We start from the raw sequence: 25,014 nt of genomic DNA on the forward strand, positions 1-25,014 counted from the left end.
CGGCGTGAGCCAGGACAAGGACAGCGAATCGGGGGCGAACCTCGAGAAGCCGGCGGTCGAGCCGGTTCCCGACACGACCCCGGACGCGTCCCAGGCCGACGCCGTCACCACCGAACCTCGCGATCCCCGGAAATTGGCCCGGATCGGCGCGGCCGGTCTGCTGGCCGTCTCGGTCGTCGCCGCCGGTGTGATCGGGTTCCTGTGGATCGGTGACAGCAAGGACGAGTCCCGGGCCGAGGCCCGCGACGCCGCCCTCACCGACGCCCGCCAGGCCGCGGTCAACCTCATGTCGATCAATCCCGACGATATCGACGGGTCGCTGGCGAACATCCGGTCATCGATGACGGGGGACCTCCTGAAACAGCAGGAGGACGGGCAGGAGCAGCTCAAGCAGACCGCCCAGGAGTCCAAGACCCGGATCGAGTCCGCGGTCGAGGGCATCACGCTCACCTCGCTCAACAGTGAACGCGACCACGCCTCGGCCTTCGCGGTCCTGAAGATCACCCGCAGCTGGCCCGGCGGCCAGCCCGCCTCGTTCCGCCAGCTGTGGACCCTCGACCTGGTCAAGCAGGGCAGCACCTGGAAGGCCGAGAAGGCGCAGAACCTGGGCGAACCGGTGCCGCTCGGCTCCGGACAGCCCGCCCAGCAGCCGACCACGGCGCCCAAGCCGGGCAACTAGGAGGGAGTGACCATGGCCAACCGGAAACGACCCGTCAATCGCGTCACCCCGCGCCGCCCGGCCGCCCAGCGCGGCACCGCGTCGCGGACCACCGCCGCGGACGTGAACGCCCGGTCCACCACCGAGCGTTCCGACAACACCGCCTCGCGCGCCACCCCGCGCGGTCGGGTCCGGGCCGGTATCCGCGGCCGGGGCCCGGCCAAAGACCGTGCCTCGCAACAGTATTCCAAGCGGGCGGGGCTCGGTGGGTTTTGGGCGGACTGGGGCATCGCCACGGTCTGCGCGGCGCTGTCGGCCCTGCTGCTGGCCTTCGCGATCGTCGGTGCGGTGAATCACTGGGTGAGCAAGCCCAACTCCGGCTCCGGCAATCTCGCCTATGTCGACAACGCGGCCACCGATGAGGTCAAGGCCGCCGCCGACCACGCCCTGACGACGCTCTACGGCTACAAGGCCGCCGAGATCGACAAGTGGAAGGGTTCGGTCAACTCGGTGCTCACCGAGAAGATGCAGAAGGACTTCGCGAAGTTCGTCGACACCACGGTCGACACCATCAAGCAGACCCAGACCGACACCACGGTCAAGACCGACCCGATCGGCGTGACACTGCTCACCGGCGACCGGGCCGAGCTGCTGGTGAATCTGAACATCTCCGCCGTCAAGGACGGCAAGCCCGAACCCCTCGCGTCGGGCCCGATCGTGCTGCGCATGCAGAAGACCGACGGCCACTGGCTGGCCTCGGAGATCACCGACAAGTAGGCCCTGGAGATCCCCGGCGGGAGTCGGGGATCACCGGTAAGTCGGTCGTCACATCGCCTGCTCGCCGCCGTATTTCCGGCATTGCGCGACGTCGGAGGGTGATCTTGCTCTGCGACAGGCGATCTCGCGTTTTGTCAACTCGGCCCGCCACTTGACGACTTTCGTCCTAGCCGTCACGCTATTCACAACAGCGGCGGCTGTCACAGGAGACAACTCGCCGGCGTGGGCACCGTGAACGCAGCCAGCGGACTCTGAGGCCCGGCCGGACACCTTGTGAAGACCGCCACTCGGCTGTGGCGGTATCGGCGATCTGAACGCCGGGAATATCGACACGGACACACCGGGGCGAAGTTGACGCCCGCGGATCGCCACGGGTGGTACTTTGACACCCCCGTAGGTTTGGGTGTAGTTTTGGACGTTGCGCTGGCTGCCTCCTGTCCATACCTCGATCGCATCACGAAAGTTTCGCCTTCCGGTGTTACTTCCGCTGTCTGCTGTTCGGGTTTCGTTCGGGTCGTAACCAGCGGAATTCGTAGCAGACAAGCGACGGTCGCGGACCACCACGCGACGCGCGTTAGGTGCTGGAAGGACGCATCTTGGCAGTCTCCACCCAGACCAAGGCCGGTATCCCCGGAGCCCCGAAGCGGGTGTCTTTCGCGAAGATTCGTGAACCCCTGGAGGTTCCCGGACTTCTCGATCTACAAACCGAATCGTTCGCCTGGCTGGTCGGTTCAGCAGACTGGCGTGAGCGTGCCACCGCGCGCGGCGACGTCACCAACCCCACCGGGGGCCTCGAGGAGGTGCTCGAGGAGCTGTCTCCGATCGAGGACTTCTCCGGCTCCATGTCGCTGTCCTTCTCCGATCCGCGCTTCGAAGAGGTCAAGGCCTCCATCGAGGAGTGCAAGGACAAGGACATGACCTATGCGGCTCCGCTGTTCGTGACCGCGGAGTTCATCAACAACAACACCGGTGAGATCAAGTCTCAGACGGTCTTCATGGGTGACTTCCCGATGATGACCGACAAGGGCACGTTCATCATCAACGGCACCGAGCGCGTCGTCGTGTCGCAGCTCGTCCGTTCGCCGGGTGTGTACTTCGACTCGTCCATCGACAAGTCCACCGAGAAGACGCTGCACTCCGTGCGCGTCATCCCCTCGCGCGGCGCGTGGCTGGAGTTCGACGTCGACAAGCGCGACACCGTCGGTGTCCGCATCGACCGCAAGCGTCGTCAGCCGGTCACCGTGCTGCTCAAGGCGCTGGGTCTGACCACCGAGGAGATCACCGAGCGCTTCGGTTTCTCCGAGATCATGATGTCCACCCTCGAGAAGGACTCCACCCCGGGTCAGGACGAGGCGCTGCTCGACATCTACCGCAAGCTGCGTCCGGGCGAGCCGCCGACCAAGGAGTCCGCGCAGACCCTGCTGGAGAACCTGTTCTTCAAGGAGAAGCGCTACGACCTGGCGCGCGTCGGTCGCTACAAGATCAACAAGAAGCTGGGCCTGAACCTGGACCAGCCGGTCACCGGCTCGACGCTGACCAAGGAAGACATCGTCGCGACGATCGAGTACCTGGTCCGCCTGCACCAGGGCGATCGCCTCATGACCGCCCCCGGCGGCTCCGAGGTCCCGGTCGACGTCGACGACATCGACCACTTCGGCAACCGTCGTCTGCGGACGGTTGGCGAGCTGATCCAGAACCAGATCCGCGTGGGTCTCTCGCGTATGGAGCGTGTCGTGCGTGAGCGCATGACCACCCAGGACGTCGAGGCCATCACCCCGCAGACCCTGATCAACATCCGTCCCGTCGTGGCGGCGATCAAGGAGTTCTTCGGCACCTCGCAGCTGTCGCAGTTCATGGACCAGAACAACCCGCTCTCGGGTCTGACCCACAAGCGTCGTCTGTCGGCGCTGGGCCCGGGTGGTCTGTCCCGTGAGCGCGCCGGCCTGGAAGTCCGTGACGTCCACCCGTCGCACTACGGCCGCATGTGCCCGATCGAGACCCCGGAAGGCCCGAACATCGGCCTGATCGGTTCGCTCTCGGTCTACGCGCGGGTCAACCCGTTCGGTTTCATCGAGACCCCGTACCGCAAGGTCGTCGACGGCCGCGTCACCGATGAGGTCAAGTACCTCACCGCCGACGAAGAGGACCGCCACATCCGCGCCCAGGCGAACTCGCCGGTCGACACGGACGGCCGCTTCCTCGAGGACCGCGTGCTCGCCCGCCACGGCAACGAGGAAATGGAATACGTCGACGCCAGCGCGGTCGACTACATGGACGTCTCGCCGCGCCAGATGGTGTCGGTCGCGACCGCCATGATCCCGTTCCTCGAGCACGACGACGCCAACCGTGCCCTCATGGGCGCGAACATGCAGCGTCAGGCCGTGCCGCTGATCCGTTCCGAGTCGCCGCTGGTCGGCACCGGTATGGAGCTGCGCGCCGCGGTCGACGCCGGTGACGTGGTCGTGAACCAGAAGGCCGGTGTGGTGGAAGAGGTCTCGGCCGACTTCATCACCGTCATGCACGACGACGGCACCCGCCGCTCGTACCGCCTGCGCAAGTTCGAGCGCTCCAACCAGGGCACCTGCGCCAACCAGCGTCCGATCGTGGACGAGGGCACCCGCGTGGAGGCCGGGCACGTGCTCGCCGACGGTCCGTGCACCGAGAACGGTGAGATGGCCCTGGGCAAGAACCTGCTCGTGGCGATCATGCCGTGGGAAGGCCACAACTACGAGGACGCGATCATCCTGTCGCAGCGCCTCGTGGAGGACGACGTGCTCACCTCGATCCACATCGAGGAGCACGAGATCGACGCTCGCGACACCAAGCTCGGCGCCGAGGAGATCACCCGGGACATCCCGAACGTCTCCGACGAGGTCCTGGCGGACCTGGACGAGCGCGGCATCGTGCGCATCGGCGCGGAGGTCCGTGACGGCGACATCCTGGTCGGCAAGGTCACCCCGAAGGGTGAGACCGAGCTGACCCCCGAGGAGCGCCTGCTGCGCGCCATCTTCGGTGAGAAGGCCCGCGAGGTCCGCGACACCTCCCTGAAGGTGCCCCACGGTGAGTCCGGCAAGGTCATCGGCGTGCGCGTGTTCTCGCGTGACGACGACGACGATCTGCCCCCGGGCGTCAACGAGCTGGTCCGCGTCTACGTCGCGCAGAAGCGCAAGATCCAGGACGGCGACAAGCTCGCCGGTCGCCACGGCAACAAGGGCGTCATCGGCAAGATCCTCCCGCAGGAGGACATGCCGTTCCTGCCCGACGGCACCCCGGTCGACATCATCCTGAACACCCACGGTGTGCCGCGTCGTATGAACATCGGTCAGGTGCTGGAAACCCACCTGGGTTACATCGCCAAGACCGGTTGGCAGGTCGAGGGTTCTCCCGATTGGGCGAAGAACCTGCCGGCCGAGATGATCGGTCAGCCCGCCGACACGAACATCGCCACCCCGGTGTTCGACGGTGCGCGCGAGGAGGAGCTGACCGGCCTGCTCGGTTCGACTCTGCCGAACCGCGACGGCGAGAAGATGATCAACGACGACGGCAAGGCGATCCTGCTGGACGGCCGCTCCGGTGAGCCGTTCCCGTACCCGGTGTCCGTCGGCTACATGTACATCCTGAAGCTGCACCACCTGGTCGACGACAAGATCCACGCGCGTTCGACCGGTCCGTACTCGATGATCACGCAGCAGCCGCTGGGTGGTAAGGCGCAGTTCGGTGGTCAGCGCTTCGGTGAAATGGAATGTTGGGCCATGCAGGCGTACGGCGCGGCCTACACCCTGCAGGAACTCCTCACCATCAAGTCGGACGACGTGGTCGGCCGCGTGAAGGTGTACGAGGCCATCGTCAAGGGCGAGAACATTCCGGAGCCGGGTATCCCGGAGTCGTTCAAGGTTCTGCTCAAGGAACTCCAGTCGCTGTGCCTCAACGTGGAGGTGCTGTCCTCGGACGGCGCCGCCATCGAGATGCGTGACGGTGACGACGAGGACCTGGAGCGCGCCGCGGCGAACCTGGGCATCAACCTGTCCCGCAACGAGGCTGCGACGGTCGACGACCTGGCGCAGTGAGCGATCGGTCCGGGAAGGCCGATCGGATTCGAGAAGCCTTCCCGGGCAACGGATTTAGCGAACTTTTGCTCATACTCAACCCGAACAGGGGAAAGGAAGTTACGTGCTAGACGTCAACTTCTTCGATGAACTCCGGATCGGCCTGGCGACCGCCGAAGACATTCGTAACTGGTCTTTCGGCGAGGTCAAGAAGCCGGAGACCATCAACTACCGCACGCTGAAGCCGGAGAAGGACGGCCTCTTCTGCGAGAAGATCTTCGGTCCCACCCGGGACTGGGAGTGCTACTGCGGTAAGTACAAGCGCGTCCGCTTCAAGGGCATCATCTGCGAGCGCTGTGGTGTCGAGGTGACTCGCGCCAAGGTGCGTCGTGAGCGCATGGGCCACATCGAGCTGGCCGCTCCGGTCACCCACATCTGGTACTTCAAGGGTGTCCCGTCGCGTCTGGGCTACCTGCTGGACCTCGCGCCGAAGGATCTGGAAAAGATCATCTACTTCGCCGCGTACGTCATCACCTCGGTGGACGACGAGCTGCGCCACAACGAGCTCTCCACGCTCGAGGCGGAGATGGAGGTCGAGAAGAAGACCGTCGCCGACCAGCGTGACGCCGACCTCGAGGCCCGCGCCCAGAAGCTGGAAGCCGATCTGGCCGAGCTGGAGGCCGAGGGCGCCAAGTCCGACGTCCGCCGCAAGGTCAAGGACGGCGGCGAGCGCGAGATGCGTCAGTTGCGCGACCGCGCCCAGCGTGAGCTGGACCGGCTCGACGAGATCTGGACCACCTTCACCAAGCTGGCCAAGAAGCAGCTGATCATCGACGAGGTGATCTACCGCGAGCTGCAGGACCGCTACGGCGAGTACTTCACCGGCGCCATGGGCGCCGAGGCGATCCAGAAGCTCATGGAGACCTTCGACATCGCCGCGGAGGCCGAGAACCTGCGCGAGACCATCCGGACGGGCAAGGGCCAGAAGAAGCTTCGCGCCCTGAAGCGTCTGAAGGTCGTGGCCGCGTTCCAGACCAACGGCAACTCGCCGATGGGCATGGTCCTCGACGCCGTTCCGGTGATCCCGCCGGAGCTGCGCCCGATGGTGCAGCTGGACGGTGGCCGCTTCGCGACCTCCGACCTGAACGACCTGTACCGCCGCGTCATCAACCGCAACAACCGTTTGAAGCGACTGATCGATCTGGGCGCGCCCGAGATCATCGTGAACAACGAGAAGCGCATGCTTCAGGAGTCGGTGGACGCGCTGTTCGACAACGGCCGTCGCGGCCGTCCGGTCACCGGTCCGGGTAACCGCCCGCTGAAGTCCCTGAGCGATCTGCTCAAGGGCAAGCAGGGTCGTTTCCGTCAGAACCTGCTCGGTAAGCGTGTCGACTACTCCGGCCGTTCGGTCATCGTGGTCGGTCCGCAGCTGAAGCTGCACCAGTGTGGTCTGCCCAAGCTGATGGCGCTCGAGCTGTTCAAGCCGTTCGTCATGAAGCGTCTGGTCGACCTGAACCACGCGCAGAACATCAAGTCCGCCAAGCGGATGGTCGAGCGTCAGCGTCCCCAGGTGTGGGATGTCCTCGAAGAGGTCATCTCCGAGCACCCGGTGCTGCTGAACCGTGCGCCCACCCTGCACCGCCTGGGTATCCAGGCCTTCGAGCCGCTGCTGGTCGAAGGTAAGGCCATCCAGCTGCACCCGCTCGTGTGTGAGGCGTTCAACGCCGACTTCGACGGTGACCAGATGGCCGTGCACCTCCCGCTGTCCGCGGAGGCGCAGGCCGAGGCCCGCATCCTGATGCTGTCCTCGAACAACATCCTGTCGCCGGCCTCGGGTCGTCCGCTCGCCATGCCGCGTCTGGACATGGTGACCGGCCTGTTCTACCTGACCCGTCTGGAAGAGGGCGCGGTCGGCGAGTACAAGGCCGCCACCAAGGACGAGGCCGAGTTCGGCGTCTACTCCTCGCCCGCCGAGGCGCAGATGGCCGTGGACCGCGGCGACCTGACCGTGCGTTCGCTGATCAAGGTCCGCTTGACCGATCAGCGTCCGCCGAAGGACGTCGAGGCCGAGCTGTTCCCGGACGGCTGGCAGCGTGGCGACGCGTGGACCTGCAAGACCACCCTGGGTCGTGTGCTCTTCAACGATCTGCTCCCGGCGGACTACGCGTTCATCGACGAGCCGATGCCGAAGAAGCGTCAGGCGGCGATCATCAACGATCTCGCCGAGCGCTACCCGATGATCGTGGTCGCGCAGACCGTCGACAAGCTCAAGGACGCCGGCTTCTACTGGGCCACGCGTTCGGGTGTCACCGTCTCCATGTCGGACGTGCTCGTTCCGCCGGAGAAGGCGGAGATCATGGCGCGCTACGACGCGCAGGCCGACCAGATCGAGAAGAAGTACCAGCGTGGTGCTCTCGACCACCAGGAGCGCAACAACGCCCTGGTCAAGATCTGGCAGGAAGCGACCGAAGAGGTCGGTAAGGCGCTGCGCGCGCACTACCCGGCCGACAACCCGATCATCACGATCGTCGACTCGGGCGCCACGGGTAACTTCACCCAGACTCGTACCCTCGCCGGTATGAAGGGCCTGGTGACGAACCCGAAGGGTGAGTTCATCCCGCAGCCGATCAAGTCCTCCTTCCGTGAGGGCCTGACGGTTCTGGAGTACTTCATCAATACCCACGGTGCGCGAAAGGGTCTGGCCGACACCGCGCTTCGTACCGCCGACTCGGGTTACCTGACCCGTCGTCTGGTGGACGTGTCGCAGGACGTCATCGTGCGCGAGACCGACTGTGGCACCGAGCGCGGCATCGTGGTGCCGATCGCGGAGAAGCAGGCCGACGGCTCCGTCATCCGTGACGCGCACGTCGAGACCAGCACCTACGCTCGCACCCTGGCGACCGACGCGATCGACGCCAACGGCAATGTCGTCGTCGAGAAGGGCCACGACCTGGGCGATCCCGCCCTGGAGGCGCTGCTCGAGGCCGGCATCACCGAGGTGAAGGTCCGCTCCGTGCTGACCTGCACCACCGGCACCGGCGTCTGCGCCACCTGCTACGGCCGCTCGATGGCGACCGGCAAGCTGGTGGACATCGGTGAGGCCGTCGGTATCGTCGCCGCCCAGTCCATCGGTGAGCCCGGTACCCAGCTGACCATGCGTACCTTCCACCAGGGTGGTGTCGCGGGTGACGACATCACGGGTGGTCTGCCCCGCGTGCAGGAGCTCTTCGAGGCTCGTGTGCCCAAGGGCAAGGCCCCCATCGCCGAGGTGTCGGGTCGCGTGCGGCTCGAGGACGACGACCGCTTCTACAAGATCACGATCATCCCGGACGACGGGTCGGACGAGGTCCTGTACGACAAGCTGTCGAAGCGTCAGCGCCTGCGGGTGTTCAAGCACGAGGACGGCTCCGAGCGTCTCCTGGCCGACGGTGACCACGTCGAGGTCGGCCAGCAGCTGCTCGAGGGCTCGGCCGATCCGCACGAGGTGCTGCGCGTGATGGGCCCGCGTCAGGTGCAGGTCCACCTGGTCCACGAGGTCCAGGAGGTGTACCGCTCGCAGGGTGTGTCCATCCACGACAAGCACATCGAGGTGATCGTCCGCCAGATGCTGCGCCGCGTCACCATCATCGATTCGGGTGCGACCGAGTTCCTCCCGGGTTCGCTGGTGGAGCGCGCCGAGTTCGAGTCCGCCAACCGCCGCGTGGTCGCGGAGGGTGGCGAGCCCGCCTCGGGTCGTCCGGTGCTCATGGGTATCACCAAGGCGTCGCTCGCGACCGATTCGTGGCTGTCGGCGGCCTCCTTCCAGGAGACCACCCGCGTGCTCACGGACGCCGCGATCAACTGCCGCTCCGACAAGCTGATCGGCCTGAAGGAGAACGTGATCATCGGTAAGCTGATCCCGGCCGGTACCGGTATCAACCGCTACCGCAACATCCAGGTGCAGCCGACCGAAGAGGCCCGCCAGGCGGCGTACGCTGTCCCGTCCTACGACGACAGCTACTACAGCCCGGACGGCTTCGGCACCTCCACCGGTGCCGCGGTTCCGCTGGACGACTACGGCTTCAGCGATTACCGCTAAGCGTGTAGCCAGGCAATAGAATTCGGCCCCCGCTCCGAAATGGAGCGGGGGCCGAACTCTTTTCCCGCTCGAGCGCGGTGCGCGGGTCTATGCTGTTTGCGACGAAGTAACCGGCCCCCGTGTCAGGGGAGGAGCTGACGTGTTCGCTCGTAGTGCTCTCGTTTCGGCCGTCTGCTGCGGAGCGGCCCTGTCCCTGCCGCTCGCATTGTCGCTACCGCTCGCCGCCGCCGATCCCGGTGGCGCACTGGGCGGCTGCCGCCACGGCGGCGTCCTGACCGGCGCGCTGATTCCGGGGACCGGCAGCGTGGGCCAGAGCGTCCACCGCGAGGCGGACGTCTGGGCCTGCTCGAGCCCGCTGCTGCCCGGCATCGAATCCGGCCACTTCACCGCCGAATTGCCGTTCAACGCCCTCGATTCGCCGTCGCTGGGCCGATTCGACTGGACCGACGGCAGTGTCAGTCAGGTGATCGGCCAGCCCAACGGCCTGTGGACGATTGTGGACGGCCCCGGCAATGGCCACACCTTCCGTTTCGACCTCGCGCAGGAGATGAACGTGTGGTGGTACCACTGGAACAACAGTATGCCGGTGAAGTCGGTCAGCTTCCTGGCGTGAATCCCGGTGGGGGAGGCGTCAGTTGGCGGGCGGGGGAGTCGGGATAGCGGCGAAGGCGGGGCGGAAGATGTTCGACGCGCCGGGGGCCAGCGTGTCGACGTAGGCGAGCGCGGCCTCCGAGGCCTCGTGGCCGCCCGACATCTGCAGGCCGATGGCCCCGCCGACCACGCCGCCGATCACCGCGAGCAGCGGGGCGGTGATGAAGTCCAGGACGAACAGGCCGAGCGGGAAGCCCGCGATGAAGCCGATGGTGGCGCCGATGGCCGCGCCGGTGGCGACCGCGGGCATATTGGCCTGGACCACGTCGAAGAAGTGCTGCTGGGCGTCGACCCCGCGCAGCTCGGTGTCGGACGCGGCGACCGGGGTGAGGGTGAGGCGGCGGTTGCTCTGGTCGATGACCGGGGTGAATTCCGCTGTCTTGCCATCGATGTCGTACTTCAGGGGCACGGTGGAGACCAGGGCGCCCTTGTCGTCGGTGACGATGACGGCCTCGCCGTCCCAGGTCGCGAGGAACTGCCCGGCCTGCAGGGTGCTGACCGCGGAGCGGTGGTCCGAGGAGAGCGCCACGTCGTAGCCGATGCTGTGATCGGTGCCCTTGATCTGCAGGGCGGGCTGCGCGGGGGCCTGCTCGGGCGCGGCGGTGGCCGTGCCGGCGACGGTGGTCGCGGTCAAGCAAAGCAAGGCAGGCGCAACGTATTTGGTGATACCCATGGTGGCTGTTCCTCGAGTTTGCGATAGGTTTCCCGACCTTTGCGACAAACTACCGTTATCAACTCGAGATGTGAAGCATTATGGCGCATTCGTGTCGTCGGCAGGTTCCCCGAGTCGAACGACCACGACGCCGATGAGAATCAAAGCGCCGCCGAACAATTGGATCGGCGCGGGCGTCTGGCCCAATAGCGCCCAGGAGAACAGGATGGCGGCCAGCACCTCGGCGAGCGCCGCGAAGGACGCCAGGCGTGACCCGAGCAGCCGGGTGGCGGCGATGCCGGTGACATAGGAGATGGCCGCCGTGATCACGCCGAGCGCGAGCAGTGGCACCCACCAGTCCACGGTGAACCCCTGGAAGGCAACGGGAGTGGTGGTGGCGTGCAGCGGGACGACGCCGAGCAGGCCCGCGGCCAGGATGCCGAGTCCGCCGACCAGTAGTCCGCTGGTGGCCAGCACGGTGCCGGGCACCGCGTCCCCGGCGTGCGCGCTCAGGATGAAATAGGCGGCCGCACCGACCATCGCGCCCAGGGCCCAGGCGATGCCGACCCAGCTGGTGCTGGTGCCCGATCGCAGGTTGAGCACCATGACCAGTCCGGTCACCCCGATGATCGCGCCGAGAACGGTTGCGCGACCTGGCTTCTGGCTGTGCCTCAGCCACAACCACACCACCACGGCGATCGGCGCGGTGTATTCGATGAGCAGCGCGACGCCGACATCCATGTGGGCGACGGCATTGAAGTACGACAGCTGCGCGGTGGCGACGGCCAGCAGCCCATATCCGGCGAGCAGGGAGATATTGCGCCGCAGCAGGTTCCAGTCGCCGCGCAATCGGACCACCGCGGCGGGCAGCAGCACGACCGCGCCGAGGAGGACGCGGACGATGACGACGGCTGCGGGGCTCCAGCCCGCGTCGATGAGGCCGCGGGCCAGCGGCCCGGAGAGCCCGAACGCGGCGGCCGACAGGGCGGCGCAGAGCAGCCCGGAGCGGATCCGGTGCGACACCACCGTCCTGTCATGAGTCAAAGTCGCCATGACAAATGACGCTAAGGGCCGCGTGTGTAATATGTCAACGTGCTTTTCGCTGATGACACGGTGGCCTCCATGGCCGCGGCGGTCGAGCTGGTGAACTCGGCCGAGGAGCCGGACACCCTGACCGAGATCGCCCAGCTGGACGCCTTCTTCGAGAAGCACCGCTACACCGGGGCGCATGCCGGGACCGCCGCCGAACTCGCCGCGGTCCGCGCCCAGCGCGCGCCGCTGCGCCGCCTGCTCACCGCCGACCGCGACACCGCCGTCGCTGTGGTGAACGCCATCCTCGCCGAGCATCGCGCGGTCCCCGAACTGGTCCGCCACGACGGCCTCGACTACCACATCCACGCGGTCCCGCCCCAGGCTCCGCTGGACGTCCGCATCGCGGTCGAGACCGCGATGGCCATGGTCGACCTGATCCGCGCGGACGAGCTCTCCCGGCTGTCCATCTGCGCGGACGACACCTGTGCGGGCATCGTTCTGGACCTGTCGCGCAACCGATCCCGGCGCTACTGCTCGACCGCCTGCACCAACCGCAATGCGGTCGCGGCGTATCGGGCGCGCAAGTCGGTCAGCTGATCTGCGCGGCGAGTCGATCGCGCAGGCCGTCGAGCAGGGCGGCGAGCCCGAATTCGAAACTGCTCTCCGGGGCGGCGTTGTAGTCGTTCGCGGCGGACGGATTCTCCAGGCGGCGGCGCAGCCTGGGGTGCCGCGCCGCGATCTCGGTCGCCTCGGAGAGGGCCTGGGCCAGTTGGGTTTCCGCGTCACCGCCCTGGCGGGACAGTCGGCGATTCAGTGACACGTCGGCGGCCTGCCCGACGGCGTTGCCGAGCACGAACATGAACAGGGTGGCGGCGGCGCGGTCGGCCCCGGCGTCGTCGAATCCGGCCTGTTCGAAGACGGCGAGCATCTGGTCGTCGTGCCGGGACTTGTTGGGGCCGTAGTGCAGATACCCCGCCTGGGCCTGCACGATCCACGGGTGCCGGGTGATCATCGCGTACATCCCGGCGGCGAGGGCTTCGGCGGCGGCGCGCCAGTCCATGGCGTCGAGGTCGGGCAGCTCGATCTCGCCCCAGATCTCGTCGGTGGCGAGCCGGACCAGGTTGTCCTTGTTCTTGACGTGCCAGTACATGGCGGTCGGGGCGGAGTCGAGTCGTTTGCCGAGGCTGCGCATGTTGAGTCCGTCCAGGCCTTCCGCGTCGAGTAGCTCGATGGCGGTGCGGATGATCTGTTCCTTGCTGAGGTTCTCGCGCGGCATGCCTCCACGGTAGCGGTTGACCTGCGACTTTCACAAAGTTCAAGAAATCTCTTGCACTTAGTTCAAGCGGGCGGCTACCTTCCTCTTGTACTTAGTTCAAGTAGGTCGCCGGGAGTGCGGCCCAGCTCGAGGAGACCCATCGTGAACACCGTCATCGCCGCCATCGCTCTGTCCTCGGCCGCCGCGTTCGTGAGCATGCCGATCGCCCGCAACCGCTACGGCACGGTCGCGATGGCCGGTGCGGAGGCCGAACTCGCCCGGCAGGGCGTGCGCACCAGCGCCCTGCGGGAGAACGGCATGCGCTTCGACGCCAGCGGCCACGAGTGGTGGGCCCCGGGCGGCATCGCGGCGTCGCTGGTGGTCCTGGCCGGGCTCAACCTCGCCGGATTCGAGTGGATGCGCCCGGTGAACTGGGTGATGCTGGCCCTGCTGCTGGTCGGCAACGCCGTCATCGTCTACAGCAACCTGACCGCGGCGCGGTCGGTGCGGGCCGCCTTCGCCCGCAAGAACGATCCCGAGCTGGCCCGCATCGACGTACCGGCACTGCTGAAGGTCGCCGAGGCCGGCTTCCCGGCCTGGACCTGGACGTTGCAGAAGATCCGCAACACCGTGGTCTTCGCGGGCGCCGGACTCGGCCTGCTGGTGCTGGCGCTCTCCTGACCGTCCCCATCACGCCGTACCCTCGCTCCGCGTGGCGCGGGCAAGGGTTGAACGATAGGGTTTGGCGCGCCCGCCGACGGGTCGCCGCGGGGCGCCAGCGTGTCCGCTGTACGAATTCAATCGGGGTTTCCAGGTGAAGACGATGAAAACACAAGCGCCCCTTCGGCCCTATGATGTCGTCCTGATCGGTGGCGGCATCATGAGCGCCACCCTCGCCGCATTGATCAAACATGTGGAACCGAGTTGGACGATCGCGGTGTACGAGCGATTGCCCGAAGTGGGTGGCGAGGCGTCTGCGGCCTGGAACAATTCGGGTACCGGGCATGCGGGTCTGTGCGAACTCGACTACACCACGGAAAATCCGGACGGCTCGATCGATATCGCCCCCGCGCTCGAACTCAACGAGCAATTCCTACTGACCAGGCAGCTGTGGGCGTCGCTGGTCGGGGCCGGGATTCTGCGCAACCCGGAGACCTTCGTGAACGCGGTCCCGCATATGACGCTGGCGCGCGGCAAGGATGACGTGGATTTCCTGCGCCGCCGCCACGAAACCATGTCCGCGCACCACCTTTTCGCGAATATGAAGTTCAGTGACGATCCGGCGGTGATCGGCGAATGGGCGCCGTTGCTGACCGCGGGCCGCGACGCCGCCGAGCCGATTGCCGCCACCCGCGATATCACCGGCAGCGATGTCGATTTCGGTGAGCTCACCCGCCAGCTGTTCCATTGGCTGCGCTGGCAGGACGTGGAGATCCACCGCAATTGCGAGGTGCGCGGACTGCGCCGAAACAATGACGGCACCTGGCAATTGAAAATCGACTGGCGCACCGACAACGACCGGCTCACCCGCAAGGCCGACGCCCGCTTCGTCTTCGCGGGCGCGGGCGGCTGGGCGTTGAAGATCCTGCAGAAGGCCGGGATTCCCGAGGCCGACGGCTACGGTCTGCTGCCGGTCAGCGGCCGGTTCCTGCGCTGCGACAATCCCGAGATGGCGGCCGGGCACGACGCCAAGGTGTACGGGCGGGCGCTGTCGGGCGCGCCGTCGATCGCCATGCCGCACTTGGACACTCGCATCGTGAACGGGGAACGGGCGCTGCTGTTCGGGCCGTACGCGGGCGCGAATCCCCGCTTCCTGAAACAGGGTTCGCTGCTCGACGCCCCCGCCTCACTGCGGGCGGGCAATGCCGGGTCCATCGCGGCCATGTTGAAGGCGAACACCGAATTGCTGCGGTTGCTGGCCGGCCAGCTGGCCTCGACCCGGAAGAAGAAGCTGGCCGCGCTGCGCGAGTTCGTGCCCGAGGCGCGTGCCGAGGACTGGTCGCTGATCACCGCCGGGCAGCGCGCCCAGCTGGTGAAGCCGGACGCCGAACGCGGCGGGGTGCTCGAGTTCGGCACGGAGGTGGTGGCCGCGCAGGACGGATCGATCGCCGCGGTGCTGGGGGCGAGCCCGGGCGCGTCGACGGCGCCGGTGGTGCTGCTCGAGGTGCTGCAGCGCTGCTTCCCGCGCTACGCCCGGATCTGGGAGCCGCGGCTGCGGGAGCTGATGCCGACGCTGGGGCACAGTCTGGCCGACGACGCCCGGCTGGCCCGGCAGACCATGGCCCGGACCGCGGAGGCGCTGGGCCTGGCGGGCCGGGTGGTGGGCTGATTCCGCACGGGGTCGTGGGCTGATCCGGCAGGAAACTGCCAGGTCTCGGTCTCGGACCGCCGTGGACAAAGCGGCATCCCGCCCGGTATGTCTGTATCTACTCACAGAGTGGAACAGGTTTCAATTTCTATCGGCGGGAGACGCGATGGACAGCGCGAATGCGACCATGGGCGACATGGTGATGGCGGGCTTCAAGAAGCTCGGCTTCATCCAGTTCACGGGCATCGAGAGCGTCGAGTACGGCCCGGGCCGCAGCGTGGTCGCCATGGCCGCGCGCCCCGAGCACTTCAACCACAATGGCGATATCCACGCCGCCCTGCTGTTCGGCCTGGCCGAGACCGCCGCCATGGGCGCGTCCATCTCCGGCATCGTGGACCTGCTCGGTGACACCTTCATCGTGGCCCGCGACGGCCGCATCGAATACCTGGCCCGCGCCAAGGGCCAGGAGGGTCCGTTCACCGGCACCGCCGAGCTGACGCCCGAGACCATCGCCGAGACCCGCGCGAACATCGAGTCCCGCACCGAGATCGAGCTGGAGGTGCCGGTGATCATCGCCGATGTCACCGGCAAGGCCGTGGCCCGCGCCGCGTTCACCGCCGTCATCCGGCCGCGCCGCAAGTAGTCCATCCGGCCGCGCCGCGAGTGGTCTCAGCGCTCGCTGTCGAGCATGGCCATCTGCGCCGGGGCGTAGCGCCCGCCCGCCACCCGGTCGGCGGGCACCGCGGCCTCGATGGTTGCCAGCTCGGCGTCGGACAGCCGGATGTCCACCGCCGCAACGGCTTCGGCCCAGCGCTCCGGCTTCCGCGCTCCGATCAACGGCACGATGTCGGTGCCGCGCGACAGCGCCCACGCGATGGCCAGCTGGGCCACGCTCACCGCGCGCTCGGCCGCGATCTTGCCCAGCGCCTCCACCAACCGCAGGTTGGCGTCCAGGTTCTCGCCCTGGAAGCGCGGGCTGTGGGCGCGGAAGTCGCTGGGCGCGAACTGCTGTCCGGCCCGCACCGAATCGCTGAGCAGGCCCCGCGAGAGCACCCCGTACGCGGTGATGCCGATCCCGAGTTCCCGTGCGACAGGCAGGATCTCGGCCTCGATGCCGCGCGAGATCAGCGAGTACTCGATCTGCAGATCCGCGATCGGATGCACGGCCGCGGCCCGGCGCAGCGTCTCCGCGCCCACCTCGGAAAGGCCGATGTGGCGGATGTACCCGGCCTGGACCAGCTCGGCCAGCCCGCCGATGGTCTCCTCGATCGGGACGTTCGGGTCCAGCCGCGCGGGCCGGTAGATGTCGATGTAGTCGGTGCCGAGCCGCTGCAGCGAGTAGGCCAGGAAGTTCTTGGTGGCCGCGGGCCGGGTGTCGACGCCGCCGAAGCTGTTGTCCGGGCCGCGCAGCGCCCCGTATTTCACGCTGAGCAGGACGTCCTCCCGCTTGCGGTCGGCCAGCGCCTGCCGGATGAGCAGTTCGTTGTGGCCCATGCCGTAGAAATCGCCGGTGTCGATGAGGTTCGCGCCGGAGTCGAGGGCGGCGTGCACGGTGGCGATCGAGACGGCGTCGTCGGCCGACCCGTACATGCCCGACATCCCCATGGCGCCCAGGGCGATGCGGGAGACGGCGGGCCCGGTCTTGCCGAGCCGGCCGGTGCTGAGGTTCGTGGTCATGGGGACAACACTGCGCCCGATCCGGGGAGTGCGGGAGAGGAGCGCTGATCCAGGGATCGGCGATCCCTGGTTGCCGGGCCGGGCTGTGGACGGCTGTGGATGGATCCGCGCCCAGGCTGGGACCGCTGATACCTGGTTACCGGACCGGGGACGGGGGACAGTGGTGAGGTGGATCGAACCGAGCTGGCCGACTTCCTGCGCCGACGCCGTGAGCAGCTGCAACCGCAGACCGTCGGGCTGCCGCCGGGAGCCCGCCGTCGCACGCCCGGCCTGCGCCGCGACGAGGTCGCCCTGCTCGCGGGCATGTCGACCGACTACTACACCCGCCTCGAACAGGCGCGCGGACCGCGACCGTCGGTGCAGGTGCTGGCCGCGCTGGCGCGGGCGCTGCGGCTGACCGACAGCGAACGCGACCACCTCTTCCACCTGTCCGGGCACCAGGCCCCGGCCCGCGGCGGCGACAGCCACGTGGGGCCCGGCATCCTGCACGTGCTGTCCAAACTGGACGACACCCCGGCCGTGGTCATCTCCGACCTGGGCGAGGTGCTGGTGCAGAACCGCATGCACACCCTGCTGTCCGGGGACTACTCGCGGCGGCGCGGCCTGGACCGGTGCATTCCGTGGCGCTGGTTCACCGAGCCGGGCTCGCGCGCCATCTTCCCGCCGGAGGACTGGGAAGCCATGAGCCACAAGCACGTCGCCGACCTGCGCGCGGTCTCCGCCCGCCGCGCGGGCGACGCCGACGTCACCGAACTGGTGGCCCGGCTGCGCGCCGCCAGCCCGGAATTCGAGCGGCTGTGGCACGAGCACGAGGTCGGCACCGGCACCGGGCACGTCAAACGCATGATCCACCCGGAAGTAGGTGTGCTGGAACTGATCTGCGAGCCGCTGCTCACCCCCAGCGCCACCCGGCACGTGCTGATCTACTACCCCGCGCCGGGCACCGACACCCAGGACAAGCTGGATCTGTTGCGGGTCATCGGAACCCAGTCGATGACCGGCAGCTGATTCCTACTCGTGGGGGACGCCGCAGCGCCGTTTGCGGGGCTTCAGATGCAGTCCTGGCAGCGGGGGAGCGGGGATCCGCTGTTCGGGCGTGTGGCCCGCGATATCGGCGAACCGGCCGACATCGTGCTTCTCCCAGTCGTCGCGGGCCTGCTCGATCTCCTCGTGACTGCGGGCCACGAAGTTCCACCACATGACCAGGTCCTCGCCGAACGGTTCACCGCCGAGCAGCAGCAGGTGCGCGCCCGCGGTGTCGTGCACCCGGATCGCGTCCCGGTCGCTGCCCAGGTAGAACAGGCTGCCCGGCTCGACCACGGTGCCGTCCAGGCTCAGCGCGCCCGCGACCACCAGCACCGCGTACTCGAACGCCGGGTTCAGCGGCAGCGCGGTGTCGGCTCCGGCCGCGACGTGCAGGTCCGCGCCGACGATCGGGGTGTAGGCGATGGCCGGGGAGGTGACCCCGTCCAGGGTGCCGATCAGGACCGTGCCCTCGATCGACGGCGCCCGGAAGGCGGGCAGTTCCCGATGCTGCTCGAAATGCGGTGCGATATCCCGGGATTCACCCGGCAGCGCCACCCACAGCTGCAGCCCGTGCCCCGAGATGTGGCCCGGCACCCGGTATTCCGAGTGCGCGATGCCGTGGCCCGAGGTCATGATGTTGAGCTGGCCGGGCGCGATCTCCACATCCGAGCCCACACTGTCGCGGTGCCGGATCCGCCCGTCCAGCGGCCAGGTGACGGTCTGCAATCCGATGTGCGGGTGCGGGTCGATGTCGTGGCCCTCGGGGTTGGCCTCCGACGCGCCGTCGAAGTGGTCCAGGAAGCACCACGCGCCGACCGTCGGCAGATCCCGCTGCGGCAGTGACCGGAACACGGTCACCCCGCGGACCCCGCCGAGCGGCACCTCCCGGGCCGGGAAGAACTCCGCCCGCGGCCCCGGACGGCCCGACGACTCGCACAGCGATTCCTCCGGCCGCGGCTCCAGATCACTCACACCGTGTCCTTTCCCTGCTCACCGATCCCGCTTGATGCCCTTGCCGACCACGTATTCGTCGAACTCCGGATGCTTGTCCAGCCAGCCCTTGATGAACGGGCAGCGCGCCACGATGGTGCGGCCGCGGGCGATCACATCCTTGATCGCCTCCTGCGCGAGCAGATTCGCCAGGCCCTTGCCGCTGAATTCCTGATCCACCTCGGTGTGAATGAAGGTGGTGTCGTTGTCGTCGCGCTCGCGGTACTCGCTGAATCCGGCGAGCGAATTCCCGTACCACACCTCGTACCGGTGTTGCGCGTCGTTACGAACGACTGTAGCCGCCACGGCCTGTTCGCTCATTGTTCAGTCTTCCTTCCGCACCCGCACCGGATGTTTGCTCATAATCGACGCTCGATTGAACGCGCCGATAGTGGTGGCAGCCCAGATGAGAACGGACATCTGGTCATCCGACAAATGTTGCCGCGCAGCAGCATACTCACGCTGCATGCTTTCCTCATCCGGCAATGAAGTGACGGTCTCGGCCACCGAGAGCGCCGCCCGCTGCAGTTCCGTGAACAGATACGGACTGCGTTGCCAGCCGGCGAGCACATCCAATTGCTGTTGCGTGGCACCGGCCTCGCGGGCCGCGCGGGTGTGCAGGTCGAGGCAGAACGGGCAACCGGTGAGCTGGGACACCCGCACGTTCACCAATTCCATGACGGTCCGGTCCAGATCGGCTGCCGCGGCGGCGTTCCGCACCGCGAGCGCGACGCCGTTGAGCGCGTGGAAGATCTCGGGTGACTGCTTGTCGATCCACACGCGGTCATGAGTAACAGGTGACTGCATAGTGGCTGCATCGTAAGCCGAGAAGGTGAACCGTGCGTTCTGGTCTGAAAATTGAACATTCCGGACCGTCGTGAAATATCCGGCCCGCATCCGTGGTTCACCAATCGACGACACGGTCCTCGGCCTCTGGAGCAATCAATGAGCAGCAGCCTCGCCGGCGTCCGCACCCGGGTGCGGATCCCGCTGGCCTTCGCCGACGGCTACTCGACCACCGCGCAGGCGGTCACCTTCGACGGCCTGGCGGACGGCCGCGAGCACGTCGCCCTCATCCTCGGCGACCCCGACCTCGGCGCCGCCACGCCGCTGGTGCGGCTGCACTCGGAATGCCTCACCGGCGACGTCTTCGGCTCCGCCCGCTGCGACTGCGGACCCCAGCTGCGCGAATCCGTGGAACGCATCACCGAGACCGGCGGTGTCCTGCTCTACCTGCGCCAAGAGGGCCGAGACATCGGGCTTTACAACAAGCTCGACGCCTACGCCCTGCAGGACGACGGCCTCGACACCTACCAGGCCAACACCGCCCTCGGCTTCGACGAGGACGCCCGCGACTACACCGCGGCCGCCCAGATGCTGACCGCGCTCGGCGTCGGCGAGCTGGACCTGCTCACCAACAACCCGGACAAGGTGCGGCAGCTCACCGCGCTCGGCGTCACCGTGCGCGACACCGTTCCGACCGGCGTCCACGCCAATCCCGGCAATCTGCGCTACCTCCGGGCAAAAGCCGAGCACACCGGGCACACCATCCGTCTGGTCGGCTGAACCGGACGCGTTTCGGGCCCCGCACCGAATCGGTGCCGGGCCCGAAACAGGATGGGCAGGGGGACTATTCGCGTCCGGCCGAGCTGAACTTCATGTCCGCGTAGCGATCTCCGGCCACCAGGGCCGCGATCGCGTCCAGGGTCTCCAGTTCCGCCGCGGTCAGTTCCACCGTCGCCGCGGCGACGTTCTCGGCGACCCGGGTGCGGCTGCGGGTACCCGGAATCGGCACCACCGGCAGGTCGTGCACCCGCGCCCGGGCGTGCACCCAGGCCAGCGCCACCTGCGCCGGGGTCAGCCCCCGCGCCGCCGCGATGACGTGCATCGGGGCCAGGATCTCGGCATTGCGCACCGCGTTGTCCCCCGAGAACCGGGGATGGCGGCGACGGTAATCCCCTTCCGGCAGTTCGCCGGTCGGCGTGACGGCGCCCGAGAGGAAGCCGCGACCCAGTGGCGAGTAGGGCACGAAGGTGACACCGAGTTCGGCCGCGGCCGGAACCACCGCGCGCTCCACGTCCCGCGAGAACAACGACCACTCCGACTGCACGGCCGCGATCGGGTGCACGGCGTACGCGGCGCGCAGTTCCGGGCCGGTCACCTCCGACAATCCCAGCTGCCGGACCTTGCCCGCCGCCACGAGTTCCGCCATCACGCCGACGGTCTCCTCGATCGGGACGCCGTCCTGCTTGCGGTGCATGTAGTACAGGTCGATCACGTCGATGCCGAGCCGTCCCAGACTGGCGTCCACGGCGGTGCGGATGTACTCCGGCGAGTTGTTGATACCCCGGAAGCCCGGGTCGTCCGCGCGGCGCTCCAGGCCGAATTTCGTTGCCAGCACCACGCTCTCGCGGTGCGCGCGCACGAATTCGCCGACGAACTCCTCGTTGTGGCCGCTGCCGTACATGTCGGCGGTGTCGAACAGGGTCACGCCCAGTTCGAGGGCCCGCTCCAGCGTGGCCCGGGCCTCGGCGGCGTCGGTCGGGCCGTAGAACTCGCTGATCCCCATGGCCCCGTAGCCCTGCGTGCCGACCCGGGTGGTCCCGAGCGCGCTGGTGGGCAACGCCGTTGTGCTGGTCATCTGTCAATCCCCTTGGTTGGCACTGCTCTTCGCCCGGACCGGCGGTGGTGCGCAGACCGGGCCGCCCTGATAGAGCGCGATCTTGCGGTCGAGGACCACCAGCGTCGATCGGAGTTCCTCGATCTGCGCCAGCACCTCCTCGCGGGTCCGGCGGAACATGGCGAGGCGCTCCGGGAAGGTGTGGTCGCCCTCGCGCACCAGCTCGGCGTAGCGGACCATGTCGGCCACCGACATGCCGGTGCTGCGCAGCTTGCCGATGAACCCGAGCCACTGCAGGTCGCGGTCGCTGAAGCGGCGCTGTCCGGAATGGTCGCGATCCACGTAGTCCATCAGGCCGATGCGCTCGTACCAGCGCAACGTGTCGCGGGTGAGCCCACTCTGCCCGGAGGCTTCGCCGATCGAATACCGCGGTCGCTCGAAGTCCACGGTGTCGCTCGTCGCCGGTGCTGCGTTCATCGGTCTCGCCCTCCTGTGCCGAACCCCGGTATCGACGCTACTGGGTTGGAGTGCACTCCAAGCAAGGGCTGGGAGCGCGAAGATTCGAACGGTCGGCGAATCGGCCGATTCCGGGCCTACCCTGGGGGCATGCCTGGAAAAGACATGGATCGGATCAGAGCGCGATCGGCTCTGGAGACGGCCAAGGAACAGCCGGTGATCACGGCCATCGCCGTACTGCCGGTGGTGGCGGTGCTCGGTGTCGTGTGGGCGCTCGCGGGTTTCGGCTGGGCGCTGCTGCTCCTGCTGATCATGGCGGGAGTCGTGGTGTGGAAGGGCAAGCTGTTCGGCTGAGCCCGAGCCCGCCCTGCCCGGGCGGCTAACGCGGCACGTGGAAGCGCACCAGCTCACCCGTGCCCGGGTCGGCGTCTGCCCACGCCCGGTCGAATTCGAGCACGGCCAGCGCCGAGGTGGGGAACTTCTCGCTCATCTCCCCGGCCGGGCCGGAGTTCCGGTTGGCCGCCAATTCCCATGCGGTCCAGGGCATTCCGGGGGAATGGCCGACCAGCAGCAGGGTGTCCACGGCCGGATCGGTGAGCTGCACCAGTTCGATCAGGGTGTGCGGGGACGCCTCGTAGATCGACTGCTCGTAGGACACCGGCGCGGTCACCTCGGTGGCCGCCAGCGTCTCCCGGGTTCGGGTCGCGGTGGAGCACAGCACGGCGTCGATCTCCGGCTGGGTGGCGCGCAGCCACTGGCCCGCCAGCGCCGCCTCGCGCCGCCCGCGCGCGGCCAGCGGACGGTCGTGGTCGGCCACGCCCTCGGGGTATCCGGACTTGCCGTGCCGCATCAGGATGAGAGTCCGCACCATACGCACTACGGTAGGTGTCCTCGAGTGGAGCCCGGAGACCGGACTCACAGCGGTGCGTGCCAGGTACCGCCGCGAGACACTGCTCACACTCGAGGCACACTGGTGGTTGGCGGCACACAGCTGTGCCGACACCCGTTGGAATGCCGCCTATATTAGAACGTGTTCTACCGACCCTGCTCGAACCCCGAGCGGAGTAGCACCACGCGACAGTTTCGAGGATCTGCGAGATATGGCCTATGTGATCACGCAGCGTTGTTGCAACGACGCCAGCTGCGTACCCGAGTGTCCGGTCGATTGCATTCGTCCCACGCCCGAGCAACGCGAGTTCGCGACGACCGAGCAGCTCTACATCGACCCGGATACCTGCATCGACTGCGGCGCCTGCGTCGACGCCTGCCCGGTCGACGCGATCTTCTCCGAGGACGATCTGCTCGCCTCGCTGGGGCGCTTCCGCGATATCAACGCCGCCTACTTCCAGCGCCACCCGCTGGAGTCCAACTTCGAGCCGCTGGTCGCCCCGACCCGCGCGCCCAAGGAGCTGGGCACGCTGCGCGTCGCGATCGTCGGTGCGGGCCCCGCGGCCTGCTACGCCGCCGAGGAGCTACTGCGTCGCGCCGACGTCGAGGTGGAGCTGTTCGACCGGCTGCCCACGCCGTACGGCCTGGTGCGCGCGGGCGTCGCGCCCGACCACCCGGGCACCAAGTCGGTGGCCAACCTGTTCGAGTCGGCCTTCCGGCGCGAGGCGCTGCAGTACCGGCTGAACGTGGAAGTCGGCAAGCACATCTCGCACGAGGAGCTGCTCGCCAACCACCACGCCGTGATCTACGCCGTGGGCGCGGCCACCGACCGCCGCCTCGGCGTCCCCGGTGAGGACCTGCCCGGCAGCCACTCCGCCACCGAGTTCGTGGCCTGGTACAACGGCCACCCGGACTTCGCCGACCGCGAGTTCGACCTGTCCGGCGAACGCGCCGTCATCGTCGGCAACGGCAACGTGGCGCTCGACGTGGCCCGCGTGCTCACCGTGAACCCGGACGAGCTGGCCAAGACCGACATCGCCGACCACGCCGTGGACGCGCTGCGCCGCAGCAACATCAAGGAGGTCGTGGTGCTGGGCCGTCGTGGCCCGCTGCAGGCCGCCTACACCTCGCCGGAGTTCCTGGCGCTGGCGCACCTGAAGGGCGTCGACATCATCGTCGACCCCGAGGACCTGGTCCTGGACCCGGCCTCGCAGGCCGAGCTGGACAGCCCCGAGGTCGAGCCGTCGCTGCAGCTCAAGTACACCCTCGCCCAGGAATACGCCGCCGGCGCCCGCAACCCGGACAACAAGCGCATCGTGTTCCGCTACCTGGTCTCGCCCACCGCCGTCACCGGTGAGGGCAAGGCCGAGGGCGTGGAGTACGTGCACAACGAGCTGGTCGAGGAGAACGGCCGCACCGTGGCCCGCGCCTCCGACCGCACCGGCAGCCTGGCGGCGTCGCTGGTGCTGCGCTCCATCGGCTACAAGGGCGAGCCGGTCGCGGACGTGCCGTTCGACGAGTCCAAGGGCGTCATCCCGAACGACAAGGGCCGAGTCCTGGCCGACGGCAACCCGGTTCAGGGCGTGTACGTCTCCGGCTGGATCAAGCGCGGCCCGCGCGGCGTCATCGGCTCCAACCGCGTCGACTCGACCGAGACCGTCGACCAGATCATCGAGGACTTCACCAACGGCAAGCTGGCCGCCCCGCAGGGCGACCGCGCTGCCCTCGATGCGCTGCTCGCCGAGCGTCAGCCCGACCAGATCGGCCGCGAGGGCTGGAAGGCCATCGACGCCGCCGAGAAGACCGCGGGCAAGGCCGCCGGCCGCCCCCGCGTGAAGTTCACCAGCGTCGAGGACCTGCTGAAGGCCGCCAAAGGGTAACTCCCTCGGAGGCTGACCAC

The 25,014-nt window shown here is 67.9% G+C and carries 23 protein-coding genes; 13 read left to right on the forward strand and 10 right to left on the reverse strand.

Annotation, left to right across the window (positions count from 1 at the left end; translation table 11 throughout):
- The first annotated feature begins 4 nt into the window (after positions 1 to 4).
- From ABZ382_RS20840 to ABZ382_RS20860, 5 genes are all read left to right on the forward strand, one after another.
- Complete coding sequence (locus ABZ382_RS20840; RefSeq protein WP_357091097.1) at positions 5 to 679, forward strand: hypothetical protein; 675 nt, start codon at positions 5 to 7, stop codon at positions 677 to 679.
- A 12-nt stretch (positions 680 to 691) separates the two neighbouring features.
- A complete protein-coding gene (locus ABZ382_RS20845) occupies positions 692 to 1,435 on the forward strand; it encodes a hypothetical protein (RefSeq protein ID WP_357091099.1) in 744 nt (247 codons plus the stop codon).
- Between the two features lie 578 nt (positions 1,436 to 2,013).
- A complete protein-coding gene (locus ABZ382_RS20850) occupies positions 2,014 to 5,502 on the forward strand; it encodes a DNA-directed RNA polymerase subunit beta (RefSeq protein WP_357091101.1) in 3,489 nt (1,162 codons plus the stop codon).
- A 103-nt stretch (positions 5,503 to 5,605) separates the two neighbouring features.
- Positions 5,606 to 9,559, forward strand: a complete 3,954-nt coding sequence (locus tag ABZ382_RS20855; protein WP_357091103.1) for a DNA-directed RNA polymerase subunit beta' — start codon at positions 5,606 to 5,608, stop codon at positions 9,557 to 9,559.
- A gap of 139 nt (positions 9,560 to 9,698) precedes the next feature.
- Positions 9,699 to 10,172: a hypothetical protein gene (locus tag ABZ382_RS20860; protein ID WP_357091105.1), complete on the forward strand. Its 474-nt coding sequence runs from the start codon at positions 9,699 to 9,701 to the stop codon at positions 10,170 to 10,172.
- 18 nt (positions 10,173 to 10,190) lie between these two features.
- On the opposite strand, the gene ABZ382_RS20865 is transcribed toward ABZ382_RS20860, so the two are convergent.
- A complete protein-coding gene (locus ABZ382_RS20865) occupies positions 10,191 to 10,844 on the reverse strand; it encodes a hypothetical protein (RefSeq protein ID WP_357091107.1) in 654 nt (217 codons plus the stop codon).
- 117 nt (positions 10,845 to 10,961) lie between these two features.
- Positions 10,962 to 11,915, reverse strand: a complete 954-nt coding sequence (locus ABZ382_RS20870; RefSeq protein WP_357091109.1) for a DMT family transporter — start codon at positions 11,913 to 11,915, stop codon at positions 10,962 to 10,964.
- Positions 11,916 to 11,954: 39 nt separating this feature from the next.
- Between ABZ382_RS20870 and ABZ382_RS20875 the strand changes: the two genes are divergently transcribed.
- Positions 11,955 to 12,491: a CGNR zinc finger domain-containing protein gene (locus tag ABZ382_RS20875; protein ID WP_357091111.1), complete on the forward strand. Its 537-nt coding sequence runs from the start codon at positions 11,955 to 11,957 to the stop codon at positions 12,489 to 12,491.
- On the opposite strand, the gene ABZ382_RS20880 is transcribed toward ABZ382_RS20875, so the two are convergent.
- Entirely contained in the window at positions 12,484 to 13,170 is a 687-nt protein-coding gene (locus ABZ382_RS20880) for a TetR/AcrR family transcriptional regulator C-terminal domain-containing protein (RefSeq protein ID WP_357091113.1), read from the reverse strand. The genes ABZ382_RS20875 and ABZ382_RS20880 overlap by 8 nt on opposite strands.
- A 141-nt stretch (positions 13,171 to 13,311) precedes the next feature.
- Between ABZ382_RS20880 and ABZ382_RS20885 the strand changes: the two genes are divergently transcribed.
- The 3 genes from ABZ382_RS20885 (at position 13,312) to ABZ382_RS20895 (ending at position 16,100) form a co-directional block, all read left to right on the forward strand.
- Positions 13,312 to 13,830, forward strand: coding sequence for a hypothetical protein (locus ABZ382_RS20885; protein ID WP_357091115.1), 519 nt, complete (start codon positions 13,312 to 13,314; stop codon positions 13,828 to 13,830).
- A gap of 142 nt (positions 13,831 to 13,972) precedes the next feature.
- On the forward strand, positions 13,973 to 15,478 hold the full coding sequence (gene mqo, locus ABZ382_RS20890; protein WP_357091117.1) for a malate dehydrogenase (quinone): 1,506 nt from the start codon (positions 13,973 to 13,975) through the stop codon (positions 15,476 to 15,478).
- A gap of 145 nt (positions 15,479 to 15,623) precedes the next feature.
- On the forward strand, positions 15,624 to 16,100 hold the full coding sequence (locus tag ABZ382_RS20895) for a DUF4442 domain-containing protein (protein WP_357091118.1): 477 nt from the start codon (positions 15,624 to 15,626) through the stop codon (positions 16,098 to 16,100).
- A 26-nt stretch (positions 16,101 to 16,126) separates the two neighbouring features.
- Here the strand turns inward: ABZ382_RS20895 and ABZ382_RS20900 are convergent, their stop codons facing one another.
- A complete protein-coding gene (locus ABZ382_RS20900; RefSeq protein ID WP_357091120.1) occupies positions 16,127 to 17,134 on the reverse strand; it encodes an aldo/keto reductase in 1,008 nt (335 codons plus the stop codon).
- Positions 17,135 to 17,302: 168 nt separating this feature from the next.
- Here ABZ382_RS20900 and ABZ382_RS20905 point away from each other — a divergent pair, with 168 nt between their 5' ends.
- Positions 17,303 to 18,142: a helix-turn-helix transcriptional regulator gene (locus ABZ382_RS20905; protein WP_357091122.1), complete on the forward strand. Its 840-nt coding sequence runs from the start codon at positions 17,303 to 17,305 to the stop codon at positions 18,140 to 18,142.
- Between the two features lie 3 nt (positions 18,143 to 18,145).
- Here the strand turns inward: ABZ382_RS20905 and ABZ382_RS20910 are convergent, their stop codons facing one another.
- The 3 genes from ABZ382_RS20910 to ABZ382_RS20920 are packed head-to-tail and all read right to left on the reverse strand — an operon-like array spanning position 18,146 to position 19,930.
- Positions 18,146 to 19,132, reverse strand: coding sequence for a pirin family protein (locus ABZ382_RS20910; protein ID WP_357091124.1), 987 nt, complete (start codon positions 19,130 to 19,132; stop codon positions 18,146 to 18,148).
- Between the two features lie 18 nt (positions 19,133 to 19,150).
- Positions 19,151 to 19,471 (reverse strand): GNAT family N-acetyltransferase, encoded by a 321-nt coding sequence (locus tag ABZ382_RS20915; RefSeq protein ID WP_357091126.1) that lies wholly within the window; start codon positions 19,469 to 19,471, stop codon positions 19,151 to 19,153.
- A gap of 3 nt (positions 19,472 to 19,474) precedes the next feature.
- Positions 19,475 to 19,930, reverse strand: a complete 456-nt coding sequence (locus tag ABZ382_RS20920) for a carboxymuconolactone decarboxylase family protein (protein WP_357091128.1) — start codon at positions 19,928 to 19,930, stop codon at positions 19,475 to 19,477.
- Between the two features lie 165 nt (positions 19,931 to 20,095).
- Here ABZ382_RS20920 and ribA point away from each other — a divergent pair, with 165 nt between their 5' ends.
- Entirely contained in the window at positions 20,096 to 20,716 is a 621-nt protein-coding gene (ribA, locus tag ABZ382_RS20925; RefSeq protein WP_357091130.1) for a GTP cyclohydrolase II, read from the forward strand.
- 64 nt (positions 20,717 to 20,780) lie between these two features.
- On the opposite strand, the gene ABZ382_RS20930 is transcribed toward ribA, so the two are convergent.
- Positions 20,781 to 21,791, reverse strand: coding sequence for an aldo/keto reductase (locus ABZ382_RS20930; RefSeq protein WP_357091132.1), 1,011 nt, complete (start codon positions 21,789 to 21,791; stop codon positions 20,781 to 20,783).
- 3 nt (positions 21,792 to 21,794) lie between these two features.
- Positions 21,795 to 22,247: a MerR family transcriptional regulator gene (locus tag ABZ382_RS20935; protein WP_357091134.1), complete on the reverse strand. Its 453-nt coding sequence runs from the start codon at positions 22,245 to 22,247 to the stop codon at positions 21,795 to 21,797.
- Between the two features lie 129 nt (positions 22,248 to 22,376).
- Here ABZ382_RS20935 and ABZ382_RS20940 point away from each other — a divergent pair, with 129 nt between their 5' ends.
- On the forward strand, positions 22,377 to 22,580 hold the full coding sequence (locus ABZ382_RS20940; RefSeq protein ID WP_357091136.1) for a hypothetical protein: 204 nt from the start codon (positions 22,377 to 22,379) through the stop codon (positions 22,578 to 22,580).
- A 25-nt stretch (positions 22,581 to 22,605) separates the two neighbouring features.
- On the opposite strand, the gene ABZ382_RS20945 is transcribed toward ABZ382_RS20940, so the two are convergent.
- Positions 22,606 to 23,097, reverse strand: a complete 492-nt coding sequence (locus tag ABZ382_RS20945) for a histidine phosphatase family protein (protein ID WP_357091138.1) — start codon at positions 23,095 to 23,097, stop codon at positions 22,606 to 22,608.
- A 229-nt stretch (positions 23,098 to 23,326) separates the two neighbouring features.
- Between ABZ382_RS20945 and ABZ382_RS20950 the strand changes: the two genes are divergently transcribed.
- Entirely contained in the window at positions 23,327 to 24,994 is a 1,668-nt protein-coding gene (locus ABZ382_RS20950) for an FAD-dependent oxidoreductase (RefSeq protein WP_357091140.1), read from the forward strand.
- Positions 24,995 to 25,014: the final 20 nt, after the last annotated feature.

The sequence above is a fragment of the Nocardia sp. NPDC005825 genome, from assembly GCF_040630175.1.
Taxonomy (GTDB): domain Bacteria; phylum Actinomycetota; class Actinomycetes; order Mycobacteriales; family Mycobacteriaceae; genus Nocardia.

Excerpts from the sequence above, each read along its gene's own strand:
- ABZ382_RS20880 (WP_357091113.1), bottom strand. The coding sequence starts at position 13,170 with ATGCCGCGCGAGAACCTCAGCAAGGAACAGATCATCCGCACCGCCATC.
- ABZ382_RS20935 (WP_357091134.1), bottom strand. The coding sequence starts at position 22,247 with ATGAACGCAGCACCGGCGACGAGCGACACCGTGGACTTCGAGCGACCG.
- ABZ382_RS20845 (WP_357091099.1), top strand. The coding sequence starts at position 692 with ATGGCCAACCGGAAACGACCCGTCAATCGCGTCACCCCGCGCCGCCCG.
- ribA (WP_357091130.1), top strand. The coding sequence starts at position 20,096 with ATGAGCAGCAGCCTCGCCGGCGTCCGCACCCGGGTGCGGATCCCGCTG.
- ABZ382_RS20900 (WP_357091120.1), bottom strand. The coding sequence starts at position 17,134 with ATGACCACGAACCTCAGCACCGGCCGGCTCGGCAAGACCGGGCCCGCC.
- ABZ382_RS20940 (WP_357091136.1), top strand. The coding sequence starts at position 22,377 with ATGCCTGGAAAAGACATGGATCGGATCAGAGCGCGATCGGCTCTGGAG.
- ABZ382_RS20945 (WP_357091138.1), bottom strand. The coding sequence starts at position 23,097 with ATGGTGCGGACTCTCATCCTGATGCGGCACGGCAAGTCCGGATACCCC.
- ABZ382_RS20915 (WP_357091126.1), bottom strand. The coding sequence starts at position 19,471 with ATGAGCGAACAGGCCGTGGCGGCTACAGTCGTTCGTAACGACGCGCAA.
- ABZ382_RS20870 (WP_357091109.1), bottom strand. The coding sequence starts at position 11,915 with ATGGCGACTTTGACTCATGACAGGACGGTGGTGTCGCACCGGATCCGC.
- ABZ382_RS20950 (WP_357091140.1), top strand. The coding sequence starts at position 23,327 with ATGGCCTATGTGATCACGCAGCGTTGTTGCAACGACGCCAGCTGCGTA.
- ABZ382_RS20895 (WP_357091118.1), top strand. The coding sequence starts at position 15,624 with ATGGACAGCGCGAATGCGACCATGGGCGACATGGTGATGGCGGGCTTC.
- ABZ382_RS20930 (WP_357091132.1), bottom strand. The coding sequence starts at position 21,791 with ATGACCAGCACAACGGCGTTGCCCACCAGCGCGCTCGGGACCACCCGG.
- mqo (WP_357091117.1), top strand. The coding sequence starts at position 13,973 with ATGAAAACACAAGCGCCCCTTCGGCCCTATGATGTCGTCCTGATCGGT.